This window comes from Loigolactobacillus jiayinensis (assembly GCF_003946445.1).
GTDB classification, from domain to species: Bacteria; Bacillota; Bacilli; order Lactobacillales; family Lactobacillaceae; genus Loigolactobacillus; species Loigolactobacillus jiayinensis.
Genome location: NZ_RHOF01000018.1, coordinates 16,935 through 35,155, shown reverse-complemented (window position 1 = coordinate 35,155; position 18,221 = coordinate 16,935). Strand labels below are relative to the sequence as shown.

Here is an 18,221-nt window from a genome sequence, read left to right as displayed (position 1 = left end):
TATGCGAATTATTTCTGGAGAATTTGGTGGTCGGCGCCTGAAGGCTGTGCCTGGGCAGGCTACACGACCAACGACTGATAAAGTCAAAGAAGCTATTTTTAATATGATTGGGCCCTACTTTGATGGCGGCCACGGGTTAGATTTATTTGCTGGCAGTGGCGGCTTAGGGATCGAAGCAATCTCCCGTGGCCTTGATTCAATGATTTTAGTTGATCGGCAATATGCCGCGATTAAAGTGATTAAAGAAAACGTGGCAACCACGAAAGCGGTTGACCGTTTTCAGATTATTAAGGCGCAAGCTGAGCGCGCAATCCAGCAGTTTGTGGCTACTGGCCAGCAATTCGATTTAGTTTTATTGGATCCACCGTATCGTGCACAGCAGATCGCGGCTGAGTTAACAACATTTGCTGAACAAAAGTTATTGGCACCAGCAGCGACCATTGTTTGCGAAACCAGTAGTGATACGGTATTACCAGAGGATTTAGCTGGTTTTACGCATTTGCGGCGGCAAACTTATGGGACTACCGCAATTACGATTTATCAGTATGGAGGGACCAGTAGTGACAGCTAAAATCGCAATTTTTCCTGGGAGCTTTGATCCCTTTACGAATGGTCATTTAGAGACTGTTGAACGGGCGAGTCGCCTATTTGATGAGGTGATCATTGCTGTAATGACTAACACTTCGAAACAGGCGTTGTTTCAACCAGCTGAAAAGCTGACGCTGATCACAACCGCAACGAAGGATTTAAGTAATGTACGGGCGGTTGCCCAAAGCAATGAACTAACCATTGATTTTGCTCGTAGCCAAGGGGCGCAGTATATTTTACGTGGTATTCGTAGCGTTAAAGATTTTGAATACGAACGGGATATTGCTGCGATGAATCAGGTTCAAGCCACTGAGATTGAGACTGTCTTCTTATTGGCGCATAATCGTTACGCTTTTCTTTCCTCAAGTCTGATCAAGGAAGTCGCTAAGTTTGGTGGCGATATTTCGACCCTGGTACCTGCCAATGTGGCACAGGCCTTGCAAGAAAAGTATCGCTAGAAAGAGGGCTAAGTATGAAGCAACACCGGCGCAAAATAACAGCCCTAGTTGTTGTGCTATTACTATTGATTGGGTTCTTTTTACCGTTACCATTTTATTTGGAAACACCGGGCACTGCGGAGTCGTTGACTAAATTTGTCACGGTCAATGGTAAAAAAGATCAGCACAAAGGTCGTTATATGTTGACAACGGTGGCATTACAGCAGGCGCGGCCATTAACTTATTTGTGGAGTAAAACCCAGCCTTTTGCAGAAACGGTTAGCAAAGAGGCGTTGATGGGTGACGCCAGCAGTAAAACTTATGAGCAGATGCAGACCTATTACATGCAATCTTCGATCAACGATGCCATTACTGTAGCTTATCGGCGAGCTGGCCAAACTTATCACAAGCAATATCGTGGTATTTACGTGATGTCACTGTTAGCTAAATCAAAGTTCAAATCTGCTTTGGCAATCGGTGATACGGTGACTAAAATTGATGGGCAGCGGTTTAAAAGTGCCCAGCAATTTATTAATTATGTAAAACGGCAGCGGGTTGGTCAGAAAGTGACTGTGACCTATACTCACAATAAGCAGGTTAAAACAGTTACCCAAGCGCTAGTGAAATTGCCGGGAACTAAACGGCCTGGATTAGGGATTACATTGGTTGATCATACGCGCGTTAAAACTGATATTCCGGTTAAGGTCAATGTTGGTGAGATTGGTGGTCCCTCTGCTGGCACCATGTTTACGCTGGAAATTTACGATCAATTAACTGGCGGTAAATTACGTCAAGGTCGCAAAATTGCCGGCACTGGCACAATGGATGCGCAGGGACAGGTTGGGGCAATCGGCGGTATTGATAAAAAAGTCGTTGCTGCCAGTCGTGCAGGCGCCACAATCTTTTTCGCACCTAATGATAAGGTGACTAAGGCCGAGAAAAAGGCTGATCCTGATTATCAAAATAATTATCAGGTGGCTAAAGCGGCCGCAAAACGGATTCATAGTAAAATTAAAGTTGTTCCAATCAAAACATTTAGTGATGTGGTTAATTATTTACAAAAATAAGTGTTTAAAAGTCGTTCAGAAAAAATGAACGGCTTTTTTTTGCGTATATTAATAATAGTGGCTATCTAAGGTACGTAAAAAATGGAGGTGAAGGGATGTTAGAGTGGTTGGATTGGCTAAAGCATTACTGGCAATTTGTGATTGCAGGTTTATTAGCACTTAGCGTGGGAATAATTGTTTTTCTGCTGTTACGGACAACAACACCAATGCAAAAACAAGCGGATGCTTTTGCCAATAGTTCGGCGCTGAGTCGTTCCTCAGTTACGAGTGAACCACCAACTGAAACGGCTAGTGGCGGGTTTGTTGATATAAAGGGGGCAGTGAAAAAGCCAGGAATTTATCAAGTCAACGCTAATACGCGTTTATTTGATGTGGTGCGGTTAGCTGGTGGCTTGGCTGCAGATGCGGATCAGCAACAAATTAACTTAGCCCAACAATTAAGTGATCAACAAGTGGTCTTTATTCCTAAGGTTGGTGAAGAAGTCCCAGCACAATATGCAGCACCGGTGACGGCAACAACGGACGCGCCAGCAGCATCAGCATCGGCATCGACAAGTCCAACTAGTACTGATGGCGGTCAAATTAATTTAAATACGGCAACGGCAGAAGAATTGCAGCAGTTAACTGGTATTGGTCAAAAAAAAGCAGAACTCATCATTCAATTTAGAACGGAGCAAGGCGGTTTTAAACAGCCGGAGGATCTCAAAAAAGTATCGGGAATCGGTGATAAGACCTTTGAAAGCTTAAAGGATAGTGTGACGGTCTAATCAGAAGTTTGGTATACTGTATCAGATAAGTGTTATGTTCTTGCTGGACATAACTTAAATACGGCCACTAATATGAAGTGGTGTTATATCGTTAAATTTAGTCATGCGAGTGAGGTTTTAATATGGATAGTGTACAAACTAAACGTATGCCATGGGATCAATATTTTATGACCCAGGCCGTTTTATCATCATTGCGGAGTACTTGTCCGCGGGCGACTGTTGGTGCTGCGATTGTGCGCGATCGTCGCGTAATTGCCAGTGGTTATAATGGATCAGTTTCTGGGGATGATCATTGTATCGATGTCGGCTGTTATCTCGTTGATGGTCATTGTTTACGGACCATCCATGCCGAAATGAATGCCATTTTACAATGTGCTAAATTTGGTGCTGCTACTGATGGTGCCGAAATTTATGTCACTCATTTTCCTTGTTTACAATGTACTAAAATGTTGATTCAGGCTGGTATCAAGACAATTAATTATTTAAAAGATTACCATGATGATGAGTACGCGCAGGCGTTAATAAAAAAATCCGGAGTGGCGTTAAATCAAATCCAACTGGATCCTGCTTATTTTGATCAATTCAATTTGAAACAATTATTTAATCAAGCTTAGGCATTAATGCGAAATAACTGGATATTTCTTGCCAGTTTAGCGATGCTGCTTTCTTTTGCTATTTTGAGTACCCAGTGGTGGGCGTGGCTGTTTGTGTTGCTGATCGTGTTACGTTTATTTTTCACGAAGCGGTGGCGCTTGATTGGTGTAACGCTTTGCCTAGCGCTATTATTTGCGGCGTACGATTATTATTATCAAAAAATTAAGCCGCCTATGCCACAAAGTTATGACTTATTGATTAATCCTGATGATTGCACAGTCAGCGGTGATCAGTTGCGGTTAACTGCCAGTGTTGCCGGTACAAGACAACGGGTGCAGGCCTACTATTATTTGCCTGATCAGCAGGCCCAACATTATTGGCAGCGGCAACACCGAGCCGTTAAACTGACCGTCAGTGGGGATTACCAGGTTTTGCGGCCAGCAACTAATGAAGCAGAATTTGATTATGCGACTTATTTACGACAGCAAAAACGTATTTTTTATAGTTTAAATATTGATGAGATTGAGAAAATTCAGCTGCAACCAGCAACCTTTTTAATTAAATTACATGAATGGCGGCAACAATTAATATTACGTTCAGCTGTGTTGCCACAGCAACTAGGCCAATACTATCGTAGTTTAATTCTAGGCTTCCAAGACGCTGATTTTAAATCGACTGGTGCGCTATTTAAGCAGTTAGGTTTAATTCATTTATTCAGTTTATCTGGCCTACATGTTTATTATTTTGCTAATTTATTGCAGCATTTGTTACTGCGCTTACGCTGGACTAGAGAGCGTGTGGAATTAACGCTACTGCTCTTGTTGCCACTGTACGCTTTGTTTGCTGGGGCCACCACTAGTTTATTACGTGCGGCTTTATTGTGTTGGTTGCATATTTTTAACCGGCATTTTCATCTACAAGTAGCGGCTTTAGACTGTTTTGCGGTGGTCGTGTTGGTTAATTTACTTTATCGACCGTATTTATTTTTTAGTTTAGGTGGTCAGCTGTCTTATTTATTGTCGTTTGCGTTACTTTTTTTACAAAAGGCTAATGAATGGCAGCGGGCTTTACGATTGAATTTATTGAGTTTACCGTTGTTGTTGTACCATGTTTATGAATGGCATTGGTTGACGATTCTATTGAATTTATTGATTATGCCGATTTTTTCCTATGCTATTTTACCATTGACCTTAATTGGTAGTTTGACTTATCGGTTATTACCGGTAATTGGGCAAATCATTAATTTTTGCTTTGTTAAGTTACAGATTGGGTTAAGCTGGTTTGCCCGGCCAAGTTTGATGTTAACCTATGGTCGCTTACCACCATTATTGGCGAGTTGTTGTATTTTAATACTATTTTTTGCCTGGTGTGGCCAACATCGCCGTTATTATTATCTATTGCTTGGTGGTATTTATTTAGCTGGTTTTTGTTGGTTACATTTTCCGTTGCAGGGGCGGGTTGTCTTTTTTGATATTGGGCAAGGCGATAGTATTTTGATCGAAACACCATTTCATCGTGAGGTCACGCTAATTGATACTGGCGGTAAGTTACATTTTGGTCAAGCTGCTTGGCAGCAAAAAGCTAGCCAAACACGGGCGGAACAAGTAACGATACCGTATCTTAAAAGTCATGGTATTCGGCGGATTGATCATTTATTTTTAAGCCATCAAGATGCCGATCATATTGGTGATTTACCGGCAATTTTAAAGCAAATTCAAGTTGGTGAGGTTTATTTTCCAGCGGGGATGGAGCATAATCAACATTTCCAACAACGAATTTGGCCTTACCGCATGTGTACTAAATGGCGGCCGTTGTTGCGTGGTGATACCACGACGATCACTGATTTTGCTTGCCAAGTATTGGCGCCACGCCAGCCAGGTAGTGGTACCAACGAAGATTCATTAGTGCTACGGTTGCAACTAAATGGTAAAACCTGGTTGTTTACCGGCGATTTACCAGCAACTAAGGAAGCCGATTTAGTGCCGGATACAACGCTGCAAGCTGATTATTTAAAAGCCGGGCATCATGGTAGTCGAACCTCCTCCAGCGCAACCTTCTTAGCGGCGGTGCAACCACAACGGGTGATTATTTCCGCTGGGCGAGATAATCGTTATGGCCACCCGCACGGCGAAACATTGGCGCGTTTTAAAGCAGCGGGTATTCCGTATGCTAATACTGCTGATTCAGGCATGATTATTTGGAATTTTGATAACACGTGGCATGATTTTTTGGATTAAGCGACACACTAACAGAAAGGAACCAATTTTATGGATGTGCCAACCTTACTTAAAGAGTTAAAGCAACAAAAGTTACACTCAATTTATCTGGTGAAGGGGACAGAAGGCTACTTAATTGACCAAGTTAAGGCGCAATTTCAAGCGTTACTAACGCCAGATGAAATGACGATGAATTTTGGTAATTATGATTTAGCGACAACACCATTGGCTACTGCACTGGACGATGCCATGTCAGCGCCGTTTTTTGGTGAGCGGCGACTTGTTTTTGTGCAGAACCCAATTTTTCTGACGGCAGAAAGCAAGCAGGCTAAGATCGTACATGATGTTGAGAGCTTTTTAACTTATTTAAATGATCCGCCGCAAACAACAATACTAGTCATTTTTGCGGCTTATGATAAGTTGGATGAACGAAAAAAAGTGACGAAGACCCTAAAAAAACAAAGTACGCTAATTGATGTGGCACCGCTATCTGAAGCACAAGCGCAACAATATGTTCGCAGTTACCTCAAAGAACAACAAGTTAGCATTGAACCAGCTGCCCTACGTTTATTGGTGGCGCGAACTGAAGCTAATTTGTCGTTAATGATGGCGGAACTAACTAAATTAACGCTATACGCCATGCATGAACGTCAGATCACGGTGGCTGCAGTTGAGCAATTAGTGACACCAAGCTTAGAACAAAACGTTTTTACCTTAGTTGATGCGGTGATGGCGCGGGATGTGGCGCGAGGGGCAACATTATACCAACAGCTTGTTTTACAAAAGGAAGAGCCGTTAAAATTAAACGCGATTTTAGTCGGTCAATTTCGGCTCTTATTACAAGTGAAAATTTTACAACGTAATGGGTATAGTCAAGGCGAATTGGCTAAGGTATTACGCGTTCATCCTTATCGAATCAAATTAGCGATCAATCAAGCTAAAAAGTTTCCACAGACGGCGTTGCGCCAGGCTTATTTAGGCTTGATCGATTTAGAATATAAATTAAAAACCAGTCAGCAAGCACCAGAATTGTTATTTCAATTATTTATTTTGCAATTCAGTCAAGGGGCCGCTTAAGTAAATAAAAAAAGCCAACGCATGATGCGTCAGCTTTTTTTATTTTAATTATTTAGCCAATAACTTAGCTAAGCGTGATTTGTCACGGCCAGCTTTATTAGCATGGATTAAACCTTTAGAAGCGGCCATATCGATTGAACGAATAGCGTCGCGGTATAAAGCTTCAGTGTTTTCAGCACCAGCGGCTTGGGCAGTTTCAAATAGTTTGATGGTTGTACGCATCGCACTGATTTGTGAAGTGTTTTGCGCGTTCGCTTTTTCGTTGGTACGTACACGTTTGATTGCTGATTTAATGTTAGGCATAGATGTCACCTCCGTGTTAGCAAATTACATTAATTGCATTTTTTCAACGTTGCTAATTATACAGAAGACTGGTGTAATTTGCAATAAAAAGTTGTAAAGTAAAATAACTTGACTAGCATGTTTCCAGCGGTCAATTAGTGGCAATGTTAGCGGCCGGTAATTTAACTTGCAATTTAAAAAAGTTTCTAGTAAAGTAGATACCGTGCTTAGCACGAACCCAGCACTTGGTTTAACGAATCACCAACGTTTTACTCAGTTATGGGCATTTTGAATTAGTGAAAGGTGTGGAAAACATGGCAATTTCCCAAGAACATAAAAATGAAATCATCACCAAATTTGCTCGTCATGAAGGCGACACAGGTTCGACAGAAGTCCAAATCGCTGTCTTAACTGAAGAAATCAACACATTGAACGAACATATCCGTGTGCATAAAAAGGATTATCATTCATATCGTGGTTTGATGAAAAAAATCGGTCATCGTCGTAACTTGTTAGCTTACTTACGTAAAACTGACATCCAACGTTACCGTGATTTGATTCAAAGCTTAGGCTTACGTCGTTAAGCTTTTGTTGGGATGTTACTGGGTTAAGGCCTAGTAACATCTTTTTTATTTTCAGAAAAAATAGTGCTGCGGTCTGCGACGGAATGTCGTAGCCGCTTTTTTGTGGTATCATAGAAGAAAATATTCTTAAAGACTAGAACGATTTAATAAGCATGGTTACAGCTAGTTTTACGCTTTTTAGGCCAAGCTAGCGATTCGGGGAGGATTTTATGAATTCGTTAAAAGATGTATCGTTGGTCACGGCAATGGTGACGCCATTTGATGATGAGGGCGCTGTAAGTACTGACCGTTTGGCTGGGTTGATCGAACATTTATTAAAAAGTGGCACGCAAGCTATTTTAGTTGGTGGCACTACTGGTGAAGGACCAACCTTATCGGTAACGGAGAAATTAGCGCTATTTAAAGCAACGGTACGTTTAGTGGCTGGGCGAGTACCCATTATCGCCAATACAGGTAGTAATAATACAGCAGCAACAATTGAATTTACTAAGCAAGCTGCTGCAATTGCTGGTATTAGTGCAGCTTTAGTCGTGGTACCTTACTACAATAAGCCAAATCAGGCTGGGTTATACGCCCATTTTGCGGCGGTCAGCGAACAAGGTGGCTTACCCATTTTGATTTATAATATTCCAGCACGGACTGGCGTAGCGTTATCAGTTGCTACAGCTTTGCGGTTATCGTTGTTGCCCAACGTGATTGGAATCAAGGATTGTACTGGCATCACCAATTTAGCTGCGTTGGTTGAAGGCACGCAAGACCATGAGTTTTATGTTTTCACTGGTGAAGATGAGTACGCTTTGGCGGCCAAAACAATTGGTGCACAAGGCGTAGTCTCCGTCAGCAGCCATCTTTATGGGCGTGAGCTAAATCAAATGTATACTGATTTGGCTAATGGTCAAATCAGCGCTGCAGCGGCAATTATGCGGCAATTGATTCCGAAGAGCCAGCAGCTATTTGCGCAGCCATCACCAGGACCAGTTAAGGTGGCTTTAGCTCATGTTGGCGTCCCAGTTGGTGGTGTGCGGTTACCATTAGTTTTACCAGATAAAGTTGAACAAGAACGCTTATTAAATATTTTAGATCTTTGAGAAAACGAGGTGAAGTAATTGAGTAGTCATGTAAAAATCATGCCTTTAGGCGGCGTCCGTGAAAACGGTAAGAATATGTATGTTGTCGAAGTGGATGATGAAATTTATATTTTAGATTGTGGGTTAATGTACCCAGAAAACGAATTACTAGGGATCGATGTTGTCATTCCTGACTTCTCATACTTAGAAGAGAATATTGACCGCGTTGTTGGGATCTTCCTAACCCATGGTCACGCTGATGCAATTGGTGCCTTGCCGTATTTCGTTAAGCAGCATCCAGTGCCAGTTTTTGGGTCTGAACTAACGATTGCTTTGGCTAAATTAAACGTTAATGCTGACAAGAAAACTAAGAATTTTAAGGATTTTCATGTCATCAACAAAGATACCAAAATTGATTTTGGCCACGCAACAGTTTCATTTTTCAAAACGACCCATTCAATTCCTGATTCACTGGGGATTGTGATTGAAACTGATGCTGGCAACGTTGTTTATACTGGTGATTTTAAGTTTGATCAATCAGCTACGCCTGAATACCAAAGCGATTTTGCCCGGTTAGCTGAAATTGGCCAGAGCAATGTTTTGGCATTATTAAGTGATTCAGCCAATGCCGAATCACCTTACGAAATGGCTAGTGAACGTGATATTGCCAGCAATATCTTGGATACGTTCCAATACCATAGCGGCCGTATTATTGCTGCCGCTGTTGCTTCAAATATTGCGCGGATTCAGCAAGTGATCGATGCAGCGGCTAAGTCAGGGCGTAAAGTTGTGTTAACTGGCCGTGATTTGGAGAAAATCGTACGGACGGCAATGCGCTTAAAACGCTTGAACTTGCCTAGCCCAGATATTTTGGTGCCCACTAAGGATCTACCTAAGTTAGCGCCAGAAAAAACCGTGATTTTGGAAACTGGTAAAATGGGCGAACCGATTAAGGCCTTGCAACGGATGGCAACTAATCGACATCGCTTGGTCCGCATTAAGGCGGGCGACCTAGTTTATATCACGACAACACCGTCGCACGCGATGGAAACCACTGTGGCTAAAACTAAGGATATGATCTATCGTGCTGGTGGCGAGGTCAAATCAATCGGGGATGAGATCCACGTTTCCGGGCATGGTAATAAAAATAATTTACAGTTAATGATCAACTTGACTAAGCCAACTTATTTGATCCCTATACAGGGCGAATACCGGCTGCTAGCAGCACACGCTAATATTGCGCATGAGACTGGTATTCCATTTGAGAATATCTTTATCACTAGTAAGGGTGACGTTCTAGATTATCAAAAGGGCCAAATGCACCTAGCTAATCAAATCGATGTTGGCAACACCATGATCGATGGTATCGGCGTTGGTGATATTGGTAATATTGTCTTACGTGATCGTAAAGTGTTATCTGAAGATGGTATTTTCGTAGCGGTGATCACGATCAATCGGAAAAAGCGGACCATTGTTTCGCAGCCGAAGATCACCACACGTGGTTTTGTTTACATCAAAACTAGTCGTGATCTAATTCATGAAAGTGCGAACTTAGTCACTAAAACGGTACAAGATAATTTAGATAATAAGGAATTTGATTGGGGTCATTTGAAGCAGGATATTCGTGAAGCGCTTAGTGGTTATTTGTTTGAACAAACTAAACGCCGGCCCGTTATTTTGCCAGTGATCATGGAAGTTAATCAGAATCGGCGGCATACCGTGACTGCAACTAAAGCGTAAGTTAAATTTGAGGCAAAGAAATCAACTATTCTTTGGCTCATTTTTAGTAGAAAGGGGGACGCAGCGATGGGGGAAAAGATCCCATTTCCACAAAACTTTGCGCGCTTCGTTGAGTTAGGCCAGCAAGCCAGTCAGCAGCAACAGTGGCCGCAAGCAATCGAGCATTTACAGGCGGCCTACGCGTTGGCGCAAACTTTTGCGGTTAATGTTTTGCTAGTGACTGCATTAATAGCGGATGAACAGTATCAGCAAGCCGCTACGTTGGCGCAAGAAAAGGTTGATGATTATTTAGCCGCACCAACGGAATGTGCATTGTATTTAACTGTTTTGCGGCAAACCCATAATTTTATTGGTGGCCGTAAGATTTGCCAAGCACAGCCAGTGGTGCAAGCGGCAACTTTTTGGTCACAGGAATTAGTCGCAATTGAGCAGGCGGAGAAAAGTTATCGGCAACAAGCTAGTCAGCAGATTGCTACGTTGGCAAAGGCGTTGTACCAATTAAGTGCCGTGCCAATTTATGAGCAGTTGAATTTGGTCAAACAAGCACAGCACCTACCACTGACAGAATTCATCCGCGCTAGTCGTCGTTTACTAACGGATCGTTACGTCCATCCACTGCTACGGGCCAATTTTTTGGATGAATTACGGCAACTTGGTGTGACAACGGCAGTCGATTATTTGTGGTTAGATGATACAATTAAAGCGGTAGAGCCAGCTGATCTAGGTGCAATCACGGCGGCAAGTAGTTTGCAAAAATTACAGGATCAATTATTAACGGTTTTAGCGGCTGATCCAGTGCTGAGTCAAACGATCACTGGTGAGTTAGCGCTGCAGGCGGCTTATCTTTATCCATTTGCTGATCAAGTGATCGTGCAACCCAAAATTTGGGCGGCAGTTTATCAAGCTACTTATACTGGTAAGAAAATAAATTTAACTGCTTTTTCCGCCGCCGAGGTTGCAATCGTGCAGCAGTGGCAAAAGCGCTTTAATCAGCTAACACAGCGTTTAAGTGAGTGATTTTAGCAAATTAAATGAAAAAATGATGAAAAAGATGAAATTATTCAGCAAAGGTGTTTACAAACTAGGTGGAAGCCTATATAATATCTAAATGGATTCTTCCTTGTGTAAAGGCAAGTCTGACTTGGATTTTCACAGTGGAAGTTGTATAATAAATAGTAAAGGATTATCGGCATTAACATTTTTGATGGCGAACTATTCTTGCGAAAATACAGGAGGTTTCATTAATGGCAAAAGAACATTATGAAAGAACAAAACCCCATGTTAATATCGGTACTATCGGCCATATTGATCACGGGAAAACAACAACGACGGCAGCAATTTCAAAGATTTTAGCTGACAAAGGCTTATCTAAGATGACTGACTTCGCTGCAATTGATTCAGCTCCAGAAGAACGCGAACGTGGTATTACGATCAATACTGCCCACGTTGAATACGAAACTGAAAAGCGCCATTATGCTCATATCGATGCCCCAGGCCATGCTGATTACATCAAAAACATGATTACTGGTGCCGCTCAAATGGACGGTGCAATTTTAGTTGTTGCTGCAACTGATGGCCCAATGCCACAAACTCGCGAACATATCTTATTAGCTCGCCAGGTTGGTGTTGAATACATCGTTGTCTTCTTAAACAAGACTGACTTAGTTGATGATGAAGAATTAATCGACTTAGTTGAAATGGAAACACGTGAATTATTATCAGAATACGATTATCCTGGTGATGATATTCCATTTATCCGCGGTTCTGCTTTGAAAGCCCTTGAAGGCGACAAAGAAGAAGAAGCTCATATCATGGAATTAATGGACGCTGTCGATGAATACATCCCAACGCCAGAACGTAACAATGACATGCCATTCTTGATGCCTGTCGAAGATGTATTTACGATCACTGGTCGTGGTACAGTTGCTTCAGGTCGTATCGATCGTGGTATGGTTAAAATCGGTGATGAAGTTGAAATTCTTGGTTTACACCCAGAAGCTACTAAATCAACTGTTACTGGTTTGGAAATGTTCCGTAAGACTTTGGACTTTGGTGAAGCCGGCGATAACGTTGGTGTCTTGCTTCGTGGGATCAACCGCGACCAAGTTGAACGTGGTCAAGTTTTGGCTAAGCCAGGTTCGATCAAAGTTCATGACAAGTTCAAGGGTCAAGTTTATATCTTGAGCAAGGATGAAGGTGGCCGTCATACACCATTCTTCTCTAACTATCGTCCTCAGTTCTACTTCCATACAACCGACGTTACTGGTGTTATCCAATTACCAGAAAACGTTGAAATGGTTATGCCAGGCGATAACGTTGAATTCTCTGTTGATTTGATCGAACCAGTTGCGATCGAAAAAGGAACTAAGTTTACGGTTCGTGAAGGCGGCCGTACAGTTGGTGCCGGTGTCGTAACCGAAATCGACGAATAATTTTAACTTGTCTTTAAACTCGGAGCTTGTCTCCGAGTTTTTTTATACCAAAAAGCAGGAACAACGACGTTTTTTAGTGAGAATTGATTTACAAGACCGCTGAACTACGTTAGAATAACAAAGTATGCGATAATTAAACTAAGAAAAATTATGATTCCGGAGGGAAAGTAATGGCAGCAAAATGGGAAAAAAAAGGCGCTACTGATGGCGAATTAACCTTTGAAATTGAACAAGAACAAATCAAAAAAGGTTTAGACCAAGCGTTTACCCGCGTTAAAAAGAATCTTAATGTACCAGGCTTCCGTAAAGGTAAAGTTTCACGACAAGTATTTAACAATATGTATGGTGAAGCTTCATTGTACGAAGATGCGTTGAACATTCTTTTACCAGATGCTTATCAAAAAGCAATTGAAGAAACTAAAATTGAACCAGTTGATCAACCACATATCGATGTTGATAGTATGGAAAAGGATCAACCTTGGGTTATTGTGGCTAAAGTAACGGTTAAGCCTGAAGTTACTTTAGGCGACTATAAGGGTATGAAAGTACCTGTTCAAGACCGTACTGTAACTGATGAAGACGTTGATGCTGATCTTGAAAGCAAACGCCAACAACAAGCTGAATTAGTCCTTAAAGAAGACGGTGCTGCTGAATCTGGCGACACAGTTGTTATCGACTACAAAGGTACTGTTGATGGTGAAGCCTTTGAAGGCGGCTCAGCTGATAACTACTCATTAGTTTTAGGCTCAAACTCATTTATTCCTGGCTTCGAAGACCAATTGATCGGTCATAAAGCTGATGAAGACGTTGAAGTTAAGGTAACCTTCCCTGAAGATTATCAAGCTAAAGACTTAGCTGGTAAAGATGCTATTTTTACCACTAAACTTCATGAAGTTAAGTCAAAGGAATTACCAGACCTTGACGACGAATTTGCTAAAGATATCGACGAAAACGTTGATACATTAGCTGAATTGAAGGAAAAGGTTCGTAAAGACTTGCAACAAAGTAAGGATGACGCTGCCACTGAAGCTATTCAAGACGCTGCTATCCAAGCTGCCGTTGAAAATGCAACAGTTCAAGACGTTCCTCAAGCAATGATCGATGAAGAAGTCCAACGCCAAATGGATCAATACTTAGGTAACATGCAAAACCAAGGTATCGACCCTAAGATGTATTATCAATTGACTGGTACATCTGAAGATGATTTACGTAAACAGTTCGCTGGTGACGCTGAAACACGTGTTAAAACGAACTTGGTCTTGGAAGCAATTGTTGCTGCCGAAGACATCAAACCATCTGACGACCAAATCGAACAAGAAGTTAAAGATTTAGCTGATGAATATGGTATGGAAGTTAAGGCAGTTCGTAATGCTTTAAGTGACGATATGTTGAGCCACGATATTGGGGTTAAACAAGCCATTGAAGTCGTTGCCGATTCAGCAGTTGAATCAGCCGAAGTTAAGCCTGCAGCAGCTGATACTGACGATGCAGCAGCTAAAGATGACGCTAAATAATTAACGCGCAATTAAATGCGGGGTAAGAGTCTGATTACTTTTAGAATTAACGACTGGATGCACTAATTAAGTGTAGGTGGTTAGCTAAAAGCAATGGCTGTTACACCGCATTTTTTGTGGCATTAAAACGACGTCTATTCAGCGAGGACAGAATCAGTTTGCTTTACCTTCTTGATTGGGTATGCTACAGTTTTCAGTGTTCAAAGAAATCGGCATATCCGTTGGCAAGTGTGAAGTTTTAAGGTAAGATTGAACTAAGAAATTAATAGGGGTTGATATATTGTTCGACAATACGGAAACTGAGGGCCCTGTCAATTGCTCATTTTGCGGAAAGTCACAAGATCAAGTGAAAAAAATCGTCGCTGGTCCAGGTGTCTACATCTGTAATGAATGCATTGACTTATGTAAAGAAATCATTGATGAAGAATTCCAGGATGAAGCATACAGTGATTTACTTGAAGTGCCAAAACCAATTGAGATTTTAAACATTTTAAATCAATATGTCATTGGTCAAGACGAAGCCAAACGTGCTTTGTCGGTTGCCGTTTATAATCATTACAAGCGCGTTAACCAGATGGAAGTTCAAACTGAAAATGACACTGAATTACAAAAGAGTAATATTTCGCTAATTGGACCAACTGGTTCCGGTAAAACGTTCTTAGCACAAACTTTGGCACGGATCTTAAACGTTCCTTTTGCCATCGCTGATGCTACCACGTTAACCGAAGCTGGCTACGTTGGTGAAGACGTTGAAAACATTCTATTGAAGTTATTGCAAAATGCTGATTATGATGTAGAAAAGGCCCAAAAAGGCATTATCTACATCGATGAAATCGATAAAATCGCCAAGAAGAGTGAAAATGTTTCAATCACCCGTGATGTTTCTGGCGAAGGGGTACAACAAGCCTTACTGAAGATTTTGGAAGGCACGATTGCTAACGTTCCGCCGCAGGGTGGCCGGAAGCATCCGCAACAAGAATTCATTCAGATCGATACGACGAATATCTTATTCATTGTTGGTGGTGCCTTTGATGGGATCGAAAACATTGTTAAGGAACGTTTAGGCGATAAAGTCATCGGCTTTGGTGGTACTGACGTGAAGGCGGTTGATGAATCGAAGAGTTTGATGCAACAAGTCATTCCTGAAGATTTAATGAAATTCGGCTTGATTCCTGAATTTATTGGTCGGATTCCGATCATGGCAGCCTTAGAGAAATTAACTGAGGATGATTTGGTACGGATCTTGACTGAACCGAAGAATGCTTTAGTTAAGCAATATACTAAGTTATTAAGCTTGGATAATGTTGAACTTGAATTTGAACCTGGTGCGTTACATGCAATTGCCCATGAAGCAATTGAGCGTAACACTGGTGCGCGGGGCTTGCGTTCAATCATTGAAGAAGTAATGATGGACATTATGTTTGATTTACCAAGCCGTGATGATGTTGCTAAGGCGATCATCACCGAAAACACCGTTGATGGTAGCGGTGAACCGAAATTAGTTTTAGCTGACGATCAGAAAGCATCATAAATTTCAACTAAACTGAAATAATGCGAGAGTGTGACATATAAAAATTATGTCGCACTCTCGTTTTTATTGCCGATTAATAAGGGGCATAAGCTAGTTCCTCAGCGTGGCTACGACCGCCAAAAATGGCTTATTCAGCGAGCTGCCATGTTTCTTGCGGTAAGGTTTTTGCCACAAAAATGGGGTTTCGTCCGTAGTATCCAGCATAGCCTACAGTTGCGGAGTAGTAGGCTAACGCTCAGAAACTAAACGTCTTATGTCGTTCTCTTTTTTGGTTAGAGGTATGCTAAAATAGAAAGCAGTGATTCAGAAGCTTATTCTGATTCAGAAGTGGAGGAAAGATAAATGCAGATTCAGGACGTGGAACTGGTGATCAGTGCGGTGGCACCGATGCAATACCCCACTGATGGTTTACCTGAGATTGCGCTGACTGGCCGTTCAAATGTGGGCAAGTCATCGATGATCAATAAATTAATTCAACGAAAAAAAATGGCGCGGACTTCAAGTACGCCTGGGAAAACGCAAACGCTGAACTTTTATAAACTTAATGATGCTTTTTATTTTGTTGATGTCCCTGGTTATGGCTATGCCAAGGTCTCTAAGACGGATCGGGAAAAGTTCAGCCAGATGATCGAAACTTATTTACAGGAGCGGCAAACGCTACGTGGCGTGATCTCATTGATCGATGTCCGCCATGAGCCAACTAAAGAGGATCTAGCGATGTATAATTACCTTAAGTTTTTTGGGATGCCAGTGTTAGTGGTGGCAACTAAAGGTGATAAGATACCACGAGGTAAGTGGAATCAACGCGAAAGCAAGTTAAGAAAAGCATTGCAGCTTAATCAAACTGATGATCTGATCATTTTTTCTAGCCAATCAGGGCTTGGTGGCGATCAAATTTGGCAGTGGGTCAGCGAACATCTTGCTGATTAGTGAAACGTGATTGGGTTCAAGGTTGTTGACCATTTTAGAAAGTAGGCGTGCACGTGGAATTTAATGATTATCAAAAGTTAGCTAACCGAACGTTGTTAGGCAATGAGCAGGTATTAACCAATTGTGCATTGGGCCTAGCCAGCGAAAGCGGCGAGGTCATTGATTTGATCAAGAAGTATACGTTTAACGGTGAAGATTTGAATCGTGCCGAATTGGTTAAAGAGATGGGCGATGTTATGTGGTATTTATCCCAGATCGCGGAATGGGCGGATATTCCTTTTGAGGAAGTGGCCCAACAAAATATTACTAAGTTAAATGCGCGCTACGGCAAACAACACGACGAAAAAAAAGCTTAAAAAATACGACTCCAACTGGGGTCGTATTTTTTAGGCTCATTTTTCCAGCCAACCGCCATCAATGGGGATGACGCTACCATGGATGTAGTCGGCGGCAGGGCTGGCTAAAAATAGGCTGAGCGCCGCAACTTCTTCTGGTTGGGCCCAGCGTTGTGCAGGCGTCTGCTGGGCAACTTGTTGGGCCATTTGTGCACCGTCGCGAAAATCCGCCGCGTTCATCGGCGTATCAATGGCGCCAGGTGCGATACAGTTGGCTCGAATGCCAACCGCCGCGTAATCGTAATCGATTTGCTTAGTGAGGCCGATGATGGCGTGTTTAGCAGCTGTATAGGCAACACCACCGCCGCCAGCGACTAAACCAGCAATTGACGCCATATTGATGATAACGCCGTGTTGCTGGTTGAGCATTTGCGGTAATAGTGCTTGGGTAAATAAAAATTGGCTGGTAAGGTTGGTGGCCAAAATATTTTGCCAGCTAGCCAGGTCGGTTTTAAGCAGCGGGGCATAGGCATCTAAAATGCCTGCCGTGTTCAATAGTAATTCAAACTTAGCATGGCTCAAGGCGTGATCGACGCAAGTCTGAATTGCTGCTGGGTCACGCACATCAACTTGTTCAAAATAAAATTGGTTTGAGTACTGCTGCAGTAATTGCTCGACCTTGGTGTTGTGTTTGCGGTCGACCCCAAACACAGTTGTGCCTTGGGCCAGAAATGCCGCAGCTTGGGCGTAACCGATTCCTGAGGCCACCCCGGTGATCAGGGCGTGCTGCTCAGCTAGTTCAGGATAAGTTGCCATTAGTCGACTAACTGCCAATCAGTCGCCAATAAGTCGCAGCTAGTTGGTTGGAACATTGACAGACTTGGTGTTTCGTCGGTTTTGATCAAGAAATAAGGATTAACGGCTTCGCCTTGATAAGTGGCATCGTTAACTAAGAAAATATATTCCTCGCTGCCTTCCCAGCCGGCGCGAATTACTTTTTTGCCTGCAGCTAGTAAAGGTAGAATTTCGTTAAAAGACATATTAAAACACTCCTATTTTA

General features: G+C 42.2%; 19 protein-coding genes. 16 read left to right on the top strand and 3 right to left on the bottom strand.

Annotated features, from left to right (window positions below):
- Position 1 precedes the first annotated feature (1 nt).
- From rsmD to holA, 7 genes are all read left to right on the top strand, one after another.
- Positions 2-571 carry a 16S rRNA (guanine(966)-N(2))-methyltransferase RsmD gene (gene rsmD / locus EKM80_RS05925; RefSeq protein ID WP_125552195.1) on the top strand — a complete coding sequence of 190 codons (570 nt, stop codon included), beginning with the start codon at positions 2-4 and terminating at the stop codon, positions 569-571.
- Complete coding sequence (coaD, locus tag EKM80_RS05920) at positions 561-1,046, top strand: pantetheine-phosphate adenylyltransferase (protein WP_125552194.1); 486 nt, start codon at positions 561-563, stop codon at positions 1,044-1,046. The genes rsmD and coaD overlap by 11 nt, the downstream gene beginning before the upstream one ends.
- A 14-nt stretch (positions 1,047-1,060) precedes the next feature.
- Positions 1,061-2,092 (top strand): SepM family pheromone-processing serine protease, encoded by a 1,032-nt coding sequence (locus EKM80_RS05915; protein WP_125552193.1) that lies wholly within the window; start codon positions 1,061-1,063, stop codon positions 2,090-2,092.
- A 95-nt stretch (positions 2,093-2,187) separates the two neighbouring features.
- Complete coding sequence (locus EKM80_RS05910; protein ID WP_125552192.1) at positions 2,188-2,859, top strand: helix-hairpin-helix domain-containing protein; 672 nt, start codon at positions 2,188-2,190, stop codon at positions 2,857-2,859.
- Positions 2,860-2,981: 122 nt separating this feature from the next.
- Complete coding sequence (locus EKM80_RS05905; RefSeq protein ID WP_125552191.1) at positions 2,982-3,473, top strand: ComE operon protein 2; 492 nt, start codon at positions 2,982-2,984, stop codon at positions 3,471-3,473.
- Positions 3,474-3,479: 6 nt separating this feature from the next.
- Complete coding sequence (locus EKM80_RS05900; protein WP_125552190.1) at positions 3,480-5,690, top strand: DNA internalization-related competence protein ComEC/Rec2; 2,211 nt, start codon at positions 3,480-3,482, stop codon at positions 5,688-5,690.
- 30 nt (positions 5,691-5,720) lie between these two features.
- The gene (holA, locus tag EKM80_RS05895) at positions 5,721-6,746 is read left to right on the top strand and encodes a DNA polymerase III subunit delta (protein ID WP_125552189.1); all 1,026 of its coding nucleotides are present in this window, start codon (positions 5,721-5,723) and stop codon (positions 6,744-6,746) included.
- A 48-nt stretch (positions 6,747-6,794) separates the two neighbouring features.
- Here the strand turns inward: holA and rpsT are convergent, their stop codons facing one another.
- The gene (rpsT, locus tag EKM80_RS05890) at positions 6,795-7,049 is read right to left on the bottom strand and encodes a 30S ribosomal protein S20 (protein WP_125552188.1); all 255 of its coding nucleotides are present in this window, start codon (positions 7,047-7,049) and stop codon (positions 6,795-6,797) included.
- Positions 7,050-7,342: 293 nt separating this feature from the next.
- On the opposite strand from rpsT, the gene rpsO reads away from it, so the two are divergent.
- From rpsO to EKM80_RS05845, 9 genes are all read left to right on the top strand, one after another.
- On the top strand, positions 7,343-7,612 hold the full coding sequence (gene rpsO, locus EKM80_RS05885) for a 30S ribosomal protein S15 (protein WP_125552187.1): 270 nt from the start codon (positions 7,343-7,345) through the stop codon (positions 7,610-7,612).
- 209 nt (positions 7,613-7,821) lie between these two features.
- The gene (gene dapA, locus EKM80_RS05880; RefSeq protein WP_125552186.1) at positions 7,822-8,700 is read left to right on the top strand and encodes a 4-hydroxy-tetrahydrodipicolinate synthase; all 879 of its coding nucleotides are present in this window, start codon (positions 7,822-7,824) and stop codon (positions 8,698-8,700) included.
- A 39-nt stretch (positions 8,701-8,739) separates the two neighbouring features.
- Entirely contained in the window at positions 8,740-10,419 is a 1,680-nt protein-coding gene (locus EKM80_RS05875; RefSeq protein WP_191985935.1) for a ribonuclease J, read from the top strand.
- A 66-nt stretch (positions 10,420-10,485) separates the two neighbouring features.
- On the top strand, positions 10,486-11,436 hold the full coding sequence (locus EKM80_RS05870; protein WP_125552184.1) for a hypothetical protein: 951 nt from the start codon (positions 10,486-10,488) through the stop codon (positions 11,434-11,436).
- A gap of 227 nt (positions 11,437-11,663) precedes the next feature.
- Entirely contained in the window at positions 11,664-12,851 is a 1,188-nt protein-coding gene (gene tuf, locus EKM80_RS05865) for an elongation factor Tu (protein ID WP_125552183.1), read from the top strand.
- A 170-nt stretch (positions 12,852-13,021) separates the two neighbouring features.
- On the top strand, positions 13,022-14,365 hold the full coding sequence (tig, locus tag EKM80_RS05860) for a trigger factor (protein ID WP_125552182.1): 1,344 nt from the start codon (positions 13,022-13,024) through the stop codon (positions 14,363-14,365).
- 280 nt (positions 14,366-14,645) lie between these two features.
- A complete protein-coding gene (clpX, locus tag EKM80_RS05855) occupies positions 14,646-15,896 on the top strand; it encodes an ATP-dependent Clp protease ATP-binding subunit ClpX (RefSeq protein WP_125552181.1) in 1,251 nt (416 codons plus the stop codon).
- A gap of 342 nt (positions 15,897-16,238) precedes the next feature.
- Entirely contained in the window at positions 16,239-16,826 is a 588-nt protein-coding gene (gene yihA / locus EKM80_RS05850) for a ribosome biogenesis GTP-binding protein YihA/YsxC (RefSeq protein ID WP_125552180.1), read from the top strand.
- 53 nt (positions 16,827-16,879) lie between these two features.
- Positions 16,880-17,182, top strand: coding sequence for a nucleoside triphosphate pyrophosphohydrolase family protein (locus EKM80_RS05845; protein ID WP_125552179.1), 303 nt, complete (start codon positions 16,880-16,882; stop codon positions 17,180-17,182).
- Between the two features lie 36 nt (positions 17,183-17,218).
- Here the strand turns inward: EKM80_RS05845 and EKM80_RS05840 are convergent, their stop codons facing one another.
- Together EKM80_RS05840 and EKM80_RS05835 are read right to left on the bottom strand one after the other, a co-directional pair.
- Entirely contained in the window at positions 17,219-17,977 is a 759-nt protein-coding gene (locus EKM80_RS05840) for a 3-oxoacyl-ACP reductase (protein WP_125552178.1), read from the bottom strand.
- Positions 17,977-18,201: a DUF2829 domain-containing protein gene (locus EKM80_RS05835; RefSeq protein ID WP_125552177.1), complete on the bottom strand. Its 225-nt coding sequence runs from the start codon at positions 18,199-18,201 to the stop codon at positions 17,977-17,979. Before EKM80_RS05835 ends, EKM80_RS05840 begins: the two co-directional genes overlap by 1 nt.
- Positions 18,202-18,221: the final 20 nt, after the last annotated feature.